Below are 11,220 nucleotides of genomic sequence, written 5' to 3'. Positions count from 1 at the left end.
GTTCACTAAGTATGAAAGGTTGCCCTTATGATAACGCTGTCGCGGAAGCGACCTTTAAAATCATTAAGACTGAGTTCCCAATCAAACAACATTCGCAAGCTTAGATCAGCTTACACTCGAATTTGGAGACTATGTGAACTGGTTTAATAAGCTAAGAATTCATGGAACTCTTGGCTACTTAAGTCCTCTAGAATATAAAAAATTATCCCTTAAAAAAGTTGTTTGATTTAGTGTTGACAATCCACATCCTCTCAAAAATCATTGTAAGGACTTAACTAAAATGTGTCCATGAAACTATACTAACTCCAAAAACTTAACAATATATTTACACAAAAAAAATTAAGTGTATCTAAAAAAAATATTAAAAAAGCATTAAGTGTAGTTTTAATTAAACTATAAAAAGCAAGAGAATCATGACTTTCTTCAACGGGCAGGCGAACCGAATAAAACAGCAATTGACTTTAGATACGTCTAAACCAACAAATTTTTGTACATCCTTCATAATATTCGGCTCCTTTTCGTGTGTAGCTCTACACTTGGATTTTTTTGGTAGTAACATTATGACCAAGTGCAACCTACGTTAAGCGATAGGAGCTGTTTCGTTCATTATGACTAAAGGATCAGTATAGTTAATAAGGAACGCTGATATACAAAATGCTTTTTAATAATTCTTTAAAAAACTAAGGTTAAAATATAAAAGTCAAAATTTAATGCAGTACCGGAGGAAGACATGAAAATATTAATTGTTGATGATGAGAAATCATTAACTGAGGGAATTTCAAAAATATTAGAAGAAGAAAATTATGATGTAGACATTGCCCTAAATGGTTATGATGGACTTGAGCTTGCAAAAAAAGGCATTTATGATGTGATCATACTCGATATTATGCTTCCTGAAGTGGACGGCTTTTCGATTGTAAAAACATTAAGAAAAGAATCAGTGAGAACTCCTATTTTACTTCTGACAGCAAAGGATAGTATAAAGGACAGGGTGATGGGATTAGATTTAGGTGCAGATGATTATTTAATTAAGCCCTTTGCTGGTCCTGAATTATTAGCTCGAATACGTGTGCTTTTGCGGGGAAAAGGGGAACAGGCAGAAGAACTAGGATACGGACCTATAAAAATTATTGAGCATGACGGATTTGTAAATGGGAAGAAATTAAATTTAACTGTAAAGGAATATCAGTTGCTGGAATTCTTCATTCTAAACAAGGAACAAATCCTGTTACGTGATCAAATTTTTAACCGAATCTGGGGCTTTAGTTCAGAAGCAGGATTAAATGTTGTGGATGTGTATGTTCATCATCTTAGAAAAAAGCTTACCCCCTTCCATTTGGACCACTGGATTGTAACCGTACGAGGAATCGGGTTCATGCTAAAAGTGGGTGAACAGGATGTTTCGTAAAACTAAAATCCAGTTGGCATTACTTTTTACTCTTGTTTTCTTTTGTGTCTTGAGTATTTTGGGTATTAGTCTCTATTTATATATGCAAAAAGTTTCTCTTGCCTCAGTTGATGATAATTTGCGAAATAAGGAAACCTATCTGATCCAAAAATCAATTGATGATTTACCTGATGAAAAAAATGAAAGGGAATCAGAACGGAAGGTTTCCTATTTATTTTGGGATAAAAAAGGGAATCTCCTTTTAAGTAACCCAAAAAACGCCTTTTACAAAAAAGAAATATCCTCTTTTAAACCAAATAGGAATGACAAAAAAATGCGCATCCAAACCATAAGCGGACATTCCTATAGAATTCTGACTCATGTTAAAAAGAGGGATGAACTTAAAAGCTTTCCATCTGCTGCAACCATCCAACTAGTTTATAACATTGATCCTGAGGTGAATGTTATAAAACAACTGCTGCTATTAATTGGATTTGGCTGTTTCATAGGTTTGCTGATCTCTTTTTTTGTTGGTTTATTTTTGTCAAATAGAGCATTAGTGCCAATTCAAAGGTCTTGGGAAAAACAAACACAGTTTGTTAGTGATGCTTCCCATGAATTACGAACACCACTTTCGGTTATTCAAACTCATTTGGAACTCCTCTTTCGTCACCCAACTAATACAATTGAGGAGGAATGTGCGACAATATATAAAAGTCTGACTGAAGTAAAACGCCTGAGTAAATTAGTACAGGATCTATTGACCTTAGCAAGGAGTGACTCAAATGAACAGCTTATTAATCAGGAATTATTTTCAATGGATGAACTGCTTAGACATATAGTGGAACAGTTTGAACCAATTGCTGATATGAAGGATATCAAAATAGAGGATGAGATAGAAAAAAATATAATTTACTTTGGAGATAAAGATAGAATTCATCAGCTTTTAGTCATCTTGCTGGATAATGCGCTAAAATACTCGGACCTAAACGGTAAAATAACCATTTTTTCCAAAAAAGAAGGTAGCAGTTTAAGAATAAACATTGAAGATACCGGGACAGGAATACCAGATAAAGATTTACCATTCATATTTGATCGTTTTTATCGAAGTGATAAGGCAAGAACAAAGGCAACAGGAGGAACAGGACTTGGTTTGTCTATTGCCAAATGGATTGTTGAGGCTCATGGAGGGCAAATTTCTGCAGAAAGTAGGTTCCACAAAGGGAGTCAGTTTATTATAAAACTTCCCTTTAAGAATCAATCATCTAAACTCACTTAAAGGTGTTTTTTTAAAATTTTTAAATGATTTAGAAAGGATATCTATATTTTCTATTACGTTTTTAAAGGAATTTTAAAAGTGATTAAATATACTTTGTGGTGTTAACGATTAATTAGAAGCTAAACCAAAAGAGATAGGAAGGATACTAAAATGTCTAAAAAGAATAAAAAATGGGTACTTCTTTGTTCCACAGCTGTAGCTGCTGCTTATGCAACTGGTTATTTTTCAACAGAAGCACAAGCAATCAAAATGAATTCGGCAACCCACACACAAATTAGTATGCAAAACAAAGTACAGCCCTCAAGCTTGGTTATAGACAAAGCTAACGAAGTAAATGGAAATAAAAGTAGCGTTACTTCTTCAAAAATACAAAATGTTCAGCCTAGACAAAAATATAAAGATGGAACTTTTAAAGGTACAGGAATGAATCGGCGCGGGGAAATAGAAGTTGCAGTAACCTTAAATAAGGACAAAATTACAGATGCACAAATTATAAATTGGGGGATGCACTATTCTGAAAGTGATTTAGATGGGCTACCGGGTGAGGTTATCAAACGGCAAAGTGTTAATGTAGATTTTGTTTCAGGGGCAACCTACAGTTCTCAAGCGTTTACAGATGCTGTCCAGGATGCTCTCAATAAGGCACAAAATTCCTAAGGGGTAAAAATGAGAAAAACTAAATTATATATGGATACAGTCGTAGATATCCAAGTAGTTATTGGGGAAGGTACATCTGAGGAATTGGCTGAAGCAAAGATCAACCGTGCTTTTGACATGTTTCGAAAAGTGGAACAGGCGTGCAGCCGTTTTAGCCCTGACAGTGAATTAATGAACGTTACCAAGGTGATTGGAAAACCAGTTCAAATAAGTCCGTTTTTATTTGAGCCCTTGAGATTTGCTTTAGAAATGGCTAAATTAACGGACGGTGAATTTGATCCTACAATTGGGAAAATCATGGAGGAGCAAGGATTTAATCGTCATTATTTAACAGGTTACTTTATTCAAAATCCTTCTGCAGAATCCGTAACGTATCGAGATATTGTTTTAGACGAAAAATCCCAGACATTGTTTTTAAACAAGCCCCTAGTGATAGATTTAGGAGCGGTCGCAAAAGGTTTTGCCATCGATTTGGCAACAAATGAACTAAAAGAATTTAAAGGATTTGTTGTCAACGCAGGTGGAGACCTATTTGCAGGCGGATTTGATCAAAAGGGAGAATCATGGAAGATTGGCATTCAACATCCTGAAAAAAAAGATGAGATTATTTCTGTAATAGAAATTTCAAATCAAGCAGTATGTACTTCAGGTAGTTACGAGCGCAAGAATGCAAAACTTCCCAGTATGCATCATATCATTAATCCTCAAACAAAGGAGTCACCCAATGATTGGGTGAGTTCAACTGTTATTGCTCCTTTTGCGATGATGGCAGATGCTATTTCGACTGCAGCCTTTTTGTTAGGAAATGAAAACGGGAAGAAATTAATTGAAGATGTTAATTTAAGGGGACTTTTTATCACTTCTGAATTACAGATTGTTCATGTTGGAGGAGATAGTAATGACAATGAAGAAATGGCTTAAAACACCTAAGGGATATGTTACGATTACCTTGTTGGCGTATCTTCTTATTGCATCAATCGGCTATATAAATATATTGGGAATAAAAAATACCATGGTAGCAGTTATAACTGCTGTCATCGCTGACATTATCTTTAATATTCTCAAAAAAAGAAAATGGACAATGCCAGACGGTGCAGTTATTACAGGTTTAATTATTGGCCTTATTTTAAGTTCCACGACCTCTATAGGTATAATTACAGCTACCGCTATACTTGCAATTTTATCAAAGCATCTACTTGTTTATATGAAAAAACCAATTTTTAATCCTGCAGCATTTGGTTTACTTTTATCTGCTCTTTTTTTTAAAACGGGACAAAGCTGGTGGGGGGCATTTGGAGACCTTTCAGTATGGATAATTATCTTTCTTTTAGTGGGAGGATACATCATTACGAACAGAATTCATAAGTTCCCTCAGGTTTTTACATTTTTAGGGACTTCTTTTGTACTATTGGCTCTAATGGGGCATTTCAATATTGGAGATGCAGTTAATGCACTTAGGCCACCATTTATAAATACTACTCTCTTCTTTGGGTTTTTTATGCTTACAGATCCACCTACATCACCAGCTAAGGATAAAGATCAAGTAATAATGGGTTTCTTGACAGCAACAGCAGGAACAATCATCTACGCAATATTTGGTGGACTAATCTATTTGTTTATCAGTTTATGTCTTGGAAATCTTTTTACCTATCTTAAAAAGCGTTCACTTTCAAAAAGAGCTGTCAAACGTACAGGTATAACAAGAACTATCAGGTATGGTTCTTAATAAAAAGTAACAAATTATATAACCCTGCTAATGGGGGCAGTTAACAAACTAATAAGAAAATCAAAAACAGGGAATCCCCAAAAAATAATAGGATTCCCGTTTTTACATCCTCACCATGTACTGATCAATGGAATAAATTAAATTTCAAAATTACAAAACGTAAAAAATGTGAATATTTCACTTAAACTAAACTGCCATTATATACAGTATCATCCTAAAAATACTGGTAGAATGCAACTTTTATCTTTGTTTACATGAAAGCATAGATAAGTGGTTAAGGACTTGACTTGGAGCCTCTGTGGGTACGATTTGTCTTGAAAGGCTGAAGCTAAGGTTTCATCAGACAAAGAAGCCTATCATAGATACCCACCTATATTACAAATCTTTCTTTTGAAGACGTTCCAACGGAACATATTCATGAACTGTATTCGTTACGTTGGCAGATTGAAATTCTATTTAAGACATGGAAATCTTTCTTTCAAATTGACAAGTGCAAAGAGATTAAGAGGGAACGCTTAGAGTGTCACTTGTATGGGCAACTTATTAGCATTTTACTCTGTTCATCTACGATGTTTAGAATGCGTCAGTTACTTTTAGATAAGAAAAAGAAGGAGTTAAGTGAATATAAATCCATCTATATAATAAAAGACTATTATTTATTGTTTTATCAAGGATTACAAAAGGACGCCAAAGAATTATCAAAAATTTTTCTACGTCTGTTTCACCTTTTGGAGAAAAACGGACGGAAATGTCATCGTTATAACAAGAAAACGGTCTTTGATATCTTAGGTATTGTGTATGATTGTACGTCACAAAAACTTAAAGCTGCCTAATATTTTTTAAAAAAACCAATTTGATGGTTTTTTTGTCATGCGCATTTTTAGTGTTACCATAGCAAATTAAAGAGAACACACTTTTATATTATCTCTTGCGCGCTTAACTTGATGGCGATGTGACGCTACCCTTATAAAATCTTAAATTAAGACAAGTGATATTTCAAAAATCACCTCGTTAGAATATAAAATGAATACATAATTTAGCAGTTAAGTATTTATTATCAAAAAATAATTCCACTTGTTAAAAATAGTTTTTAAAAGGGAATTCATTATTTTTGTTGAACATGAATATTGTAGGCAAATTTACCGTTTGATGATTTTTATTGTAACTGATTACATCGAGGTAATTAACATATTTATCTTGTTCATGGTAATGGATTGTATCAAAAAAATAATTAGCGAATGGAGGTTAACACATGGTTAGCTCGATGGCGATCAATATGGATGATTCACGTTCCTTCCTCACTGAAAAACACTTATTATTTAAACAATCAATTCGTGAATTTCTCCACAAGGAGGCTTCCCCCTATTATGATCAGTGGGAAAAAGAGGGGGGGATACCCCGCTTGTTTTGGAAAAAGATTGGGGATAATGGATTTTTATGTCCATGGCTTGATGTAGAGTTCGGTGGGGCGGGAGCAGATTTTGGATATTCAGTTGTACTGGCAGAGGAACTGGAAATGGTTGGATCAGCCTTAGGAGGAATATCAATTCACTCTGATGTTGTGGCCCCTTATATTGCTTCATTCGGCACAATAGATCAAAAACATAGATATTTACCCAAGTTCATTACTGGAGAAATGATTTCTGCCTTTGCAGTGACAGAGCCAGGGCTGGGTTCTGAATTAGCGAATATTCGAACCACAGCCATCAAGAAAGATGGATATTATATTGTCAATGGAGCGAAATCGTTTATTACAAATGGCTTTAACGCTGACTTCTTGATAGTAGCATGCAAAACTGATCTAGATGCTGTTCCTTCTCATGACGGAATCAGTTTGTTGCTCCTTGATAAAGATACACCAGGGTTTTCACGAGGAAGAAAACTTGACAAAGAAGGCCAGGAAAGTTCAGAAACAGCCGAACTATTTTTCGATGATGCCTCTGTTCCTATTGGGAACCTTCTTGGGGAGGAAGGTAAAGGGCTTTCATATATAATGCAAAAACTGCAGCAGGAAAGGCTTATGTGTGCGATTGGGTCTTTAATGGCAGCTAAGGATATGCTCGACTTAACTGTGAATTTTATTAAAGAACGAAAAGCATTTGGTAAGAAAATTAGTAAATTTAAAAATGCACAGTTTACCATCGTTGAAATAGCGACCGATATTCAGTTGGGAAGAACGTTTGTTGATGGTTTGATCTGTAAACATATGAAAGGGGAGAAGATCATAACGGAAGTATCGATGGCTAAATATTGGATCACGGAGATGTCTAAGCGAATATCTGAAAAGTGCATGCAGTTACATGATGGATACGGAAATATGGGTGACTATAAAATTGCCCGGCGTCATCGGGACATTCCTGTGACAACATTATATACAGGGTCAGATGAAATCCTGAAAATCCTCATTGCTAAAAATATTGGGTTATAATTCATTTTTAATAACTTAAATCTATTAACTACCTTAAAATGAGGTGGTTTTTTTATTCCATTTATTCAATATAATTACAATGAACTAGTTTTTTTTGTTAAAATGGTTTATGTAGTTTTATTCTGGGTATAAGAGACTGTGCATATAAAAAGTAATATATTTGTAAAATTTGTAATTGTATGCGAATGATGGAGGTGCTTGTTATGTTAAAAATTGAAAATGTATCGAAAATCTATAAGGGAGGAAAGAAAGCTGTAAAGAATATATCATTGGATATTAAAAAAGGAGAGTTCATTTGCTTCATTGGTCCGAGTGGATGTGGCAAAACAACGACAATGAAAATGATTAACCGTCTAATCGAACCATCTGAAGGAAAGATACTTATTAATGGGGAAAATATAATGGATAAAGATCCAGTCGAGTTAAGAAGACAGATCGGGTACGTTATCCAGCAAATCGGACTTTTCCCTCACATGACGATTCTTGAAAATATCACCCTCGTTCCAAAACTTCTTAAGTGGAATGACCAGAAGAAAAAAGAATGTGCACTGGAATTGCTTCAGCTTGTCGATATGGGACCCGAGTATTTAGAAAGGTATCCATACGAATTGAGCGGCGGGCAGCAACAAAGGATTGGCGTTCTGAGAGCTCTTGCTTCAAATCCCCCACTTATTTTAATGGATGAACCTTTTGGAGCACTAGATCCAATCACCCGCGATGCCCTTCAGGAGGAATTTAAAAATCTGCAGCGCACACTTGATAAAACAATTGTTTTTGTTACCCATGATATGGATGAAGCCATTAAGCTAGCCGACAGGATCGTCATCTTAAAGGCTGGTGAAGTCGTCCAAGTGGGAACACCGGATGAAATCCTCCGATACCCAGCCAATGAGTTCGTGGAAGAATTCATAGGTAAAGATCGATTGCTACAAACAAGACCTAATGTTGAGTTGGTAGAACAAATCATGAGCCGTAATCCCATATCCATTACTGAGGAAAAATCCCTTACGGATGCTATTACGATAATGCGGGAGAAAAGGGTCGATTCTTTACTTGTGGTCGATGAGCAAAATGTTTTGAAAGGGTTCGTAGATGTTGAAACGATCAGTGAATACCGAAAAAAAGCAAAATTAATCAGCGAAGTCATCAATACTGAAGTCTATTCAGTAAAGCAGGATTCATTAATTCGTGATTCCGTTCAGAAGATATTAAAACGGGGATTCAAATATGTGCCTGTTGTTGACCAGAATAAACATTTGGTCGGAATTGTCACTAGGGCAACATTGGTAGACATCGTATACGACAGTATATGGGGAGAGGTTGAAAATCAAGTGGCAGAAATGTTCTAGGAGGTGTATGAGATGGAAACATTGCTCGATTTTTTACAAACGAACTGGCAAGAATTTATTTATAAGGCATGGGAGCACTTATATATATCCATGATCGCTGTTTTACTTGGAATAATAGTCGCCGTACCATTAGGCATTATGTTGACCCGAATGAAAAGGAGCGCATCCATAATAATCGGAATTGCAAACATTATGCAGACATTGCCGAGCCTGGCAGTCCTAGCCTTTTTCATTCCTTTCCTCGGAGTAGGGAAAACACCCGCAATTATTGCGTTATTTTTCTATTCTGTTTTACCTATACTCAGGAATACTTACACAGGTATTAAAGGCGTAAATGAAAATCTGCTGGAATCCGGTCGCGGTATCGGGATGACAAGCTGGGAGAGGATTCGTCTGGTTGAATTCCCGCTTGCACTTTCCGTCATTATGGCTGGTATCCGTACGGCTTCCGTCTATTTAATTGGTTGGGCAACCTTGGCTTCCTTTATTGGAGGAGGAGGTCTTGGAGATTACATTTTTATCGGATTGAATTTATACCAAACAGAATATATCGTCGCAGGTGCAGTTCCTGTAATTATCATGGCTATCCTGGTGGATTATGTATTCTCGATCATTGAACGAAAAGTCGTACCAAAAGGATTAAAAGGTATGAAGGAAGTTGCATGAGGAGGAATAGCATGTATAAAAAAATGAGAAGTTCAATTTTCATAGCCCTTTTAGTTTGTTCATTATTCATCAGTGGCTGTTCTTTACCTGGTTTGGGGTCATCTTCTGAAACTACAGTAAAGATCGGTGCCCAAAGTATGACCGAATCCGAAATTCTGGCGAACATGATCGCTCAACTCCTAGAGCGGAATACTGATCTTGATACGAAAATCATCAAAAACTTAGGTTCGAATTTCGTTCAGCAAAAAGCGATGGAGAGCGGTGATATAGATATAGCCGCAACTCGATATACAGGGACGGATTTAACGAGTGTCCTGGGACAGGAAATTGAAAAGGACCCAGTAAAGGCAATGGAAGTTGTTCAAAGGGAATTCAAAGAACAATATGGTTTCAAATTTTTTGATTCATACGGTTTCGATAACACCTATGCCTTTACGATTTCAAATGAATTGGCAGAGGAAAAAGGTTATAAGAAAATATCGGATTTGGAAAAGGATGCAGATAATTTAAGGTTAGGTGTCGATAGTGCTTGGCTGAAAAGAAAAGGGGATGGCTATAAAGGGTTCGTAAATACATATGGATTGGAATTCGGGGAAACTTATCCGATGCAGATTGGCCTGGTATACGATGCAGTCAAAAATGGTCAGATGGATATTGTACTTGCATACTCTTCCGATGGACGGATTAAGGTTAATGATTTGATGCTTTTAGAAGATGATAAACAATATTTCCCTCCATATGATTGTTCACCGGTCGTTACCGAAGAATTATTGGAGCGATACCCTGAAATTGAAGATGAACTTAACAAGTTAATTGGCGAAATCAATACTGAAACCATGCAGGAACTGAACTATGAAGTTGATGGGAACTTGAAAGAGCCATCGGTCGTAGCTTCGGAATTCCTTAAAGCACATAAATATTTTGAATAAATGGGAGGTGCAAACTAATGGAAGCCTTACAACAGCTGGGAACGTATTATTCTCAAAATTGGATGTATGTACTTACTGAGTTTTATCGCCACTTTTTAATGTCCGCTTATGGAGTTTTATTTGCTGCAATCGCAGCCATCCCGATGGGGGTTTTCATCGCGAAACATAAGAAATTGAGTAATTGGGTATTTTCCATAACTAATGTTATTCAAACCACACCAGCCTTGGCCATGCTTGCTCTTCTTATGCTAGTGATGGGGTTAGGAACAAATACAGTTATCTTATCATTGTTTTTATACTCCTTACTGCCAATCCTTAGGAACACTTATGTCGGAATTACAAGTATAGATCATGCTTATTTAGAATCTGGCAAGGCAATGGGGATGACGAAGCTCCAGTTACTAAGAATGGTCGAACTGCCATTATCCCTCTCTGTCATCATGGCTGGATTACGCACAGCTCTTGTGGTTGCAATTGGAGTCACTGCTGTAGGGACATTCGTAGGGGCAGGAGGGCTGGGGGATATCATTGTCAGGGGAACGAATGCATCTAATGGAACGGCCATTATACTTGCAGGAGCAATCCCGACGGCATTGATGGCCATTCTGTCAGACCTCTTACTAGGATGGTTGGAACGGTTGCTTTCTCCGATAAAAAAGAAAAAATTTCATTCTGCCTAAAACAAACCAGGACATTGAAAGAGCCATTGCATGTTATTGCAATGGCTCATATTCTTAGGTTTTTGGCCAGAAAAATAACCATTGCCGACTAAAAGGTTACAAGCAGGGACTGACCGGCT

General features: G+C 36.4%; 10 protein-coding genes and 2 pseudogenes. All 12 read left to right on the top strand.

The window, feature by feature from the left end; translation table 11 throughout:
* A pseudogene (locus ACFX4L_RS21070) lies at positions 1–226 on the top strand (IS3 family transposase); the annotation flags it as partial.
* A 504-nt stretch (positions 227–730) separates the two neighbouring features.
* The gene (locus ACFX4L_RS21065) at positions 731–1,408 is read left to right on the top strand and encodes a response regulator transcription factor (protein ID WP_377387522.1); all 678 of its coding nucleotides are present in this window, start codon (positions 731–733) and stop codon (positions 1,406–1,408) included.
* A complete protein-coding gene (locus ACFX4L_RS21060) occupies positions 1,398–2,666 on the top strand; it encodes a sensor histidine kinase (protein ID WP_377387525.1) in 1,269 nt (422 codons plus the stop codon). The genes ACFX4L_RS21065 and ACFX4L_RS21060 overlap by 11 nt, the downstream gene beginning before the upstream one ends.
* A 150-nt stretch (positions 2,667–2,816) precedes the next feature.
* Complete coding sequence (locus tag ACFX4L_RS21055) at positions 2,817–3,323, top strand: FMN-binding protein (protein ID WP_061463287.1); 507 nt, start codon at positions 2,817–2,819, stop codon at positions 3,321–3,323.
* A 9-nt stretch (positions 3,324–3,332) separates the two neighbouring features.
* Positions 3,333–4,244 (top strand): FAD:protein FMN transferase, encoded by a 912-nt coding sequence (locus ACFX4L_RS21050; protein WP_377387528.1) that lies wholly within the window; start codon positions 3,333–3,335, stop codon positions 4,242–4,244.
* Positions 4,222–5,049: an RnfABCDGE type electron transport complex subunit D gene (locus ACFX4L_RS21045; protein ID WP_377387531.1), complete on the top strand. Its 828-nt coding sequence runs from the start codon at positions 4,222–4,224 to the stop codon at positions 5,047–5,049. Before ACFX4L_RS21050 ends, ACFX4L_RS21045 begins: the two co-directional genes overlap by 23 nt.
* A 362-nt stretch (positions 5,050–5,411) precedes the next feature.
* A pseudogene (locus ACFX4L_RS21040) lies at positions 5,412–5,882 on the top strand (transposase); the annotation flags it as partial.
* A 419-nt stretch (positions 5,883–6,301) separates the two neighbouring features.
* On the top strand, positions 6,302–7,477 hold the full coding sequence (locus ACFX4L_RS21035) for an acyl-CoA dehydrogenase family protein (RefSeq protein WP_377406097.1): 1,176 nt from the start codon (positions 6,302–6,304) through the stop codon (positions 7,475–7,477).
* Between the two features lie 203 nt (positions 7,478–7,680).
* Complete coding sequence (locus ACFX4L_RS21030; RefSeq protein WP_377406095.1) at positions 7,681–8,826, top strand: betaine/proline/choline family ABC transporter ATP-binding protein; 1,146 nt, start codon at positions 7,681–7,683, stop codon at positions 8,824–8,826.
* Between the two features lie 12 nt (positions 8,827–8,838).
* Positions 8,839–9,492 (top strand): ABC transporter permease, encoded by a 654-nt coding sequence (locus tag ACFX4L_RS21025; protein WP_061463282.1) that lies wholly within the window; start codon positions 8,839–8,841, stop codon positions 9,490–9,492.
* An 11-nt stretch (positions 9,493–9,503) separates the two neighbouring features.
* Positions 9,504–10,421 carry an osmoprotectant ABC transporter substrate-binding protein gene (locus ACFX4L_RS21020; RefSeq protein WP_061463281.1) on the top strand — a complete coding sequence of 306 codons (918 nt, stop codon included), beginning with the start codon at positions 9,504–9,506 and terminating at the stop codon, positions 10,419–10,421.
* A gap of 17 nt (positions 10,422–10,438) precedes the next feature.
* On the top strand, positions 10,439–11,101 hold the full coding sequence (locus ACFX4L_RS21015; protein WP_377383282.1) for an ABC transporter permease: 663 nt from the start codon (positions 10,439–10,441) through the stop codon (positions 11,099–11,101).
* The last annotated feature ends 119 nt before the right edge of the window (positions 11,102–11,220 follow it).

This window comes from Peribacillus sp. YIM B13482, from assembly GCF_042787975.1.
Lineage (GTDB): Bacteria > Bacillota > Bacilli > Bacillales > DSM-1321 > Peribacillus > Peribacillus simplex_A.
This window is presented reverse-complemented; position numbering and strand designations above follow the sequence as displayed.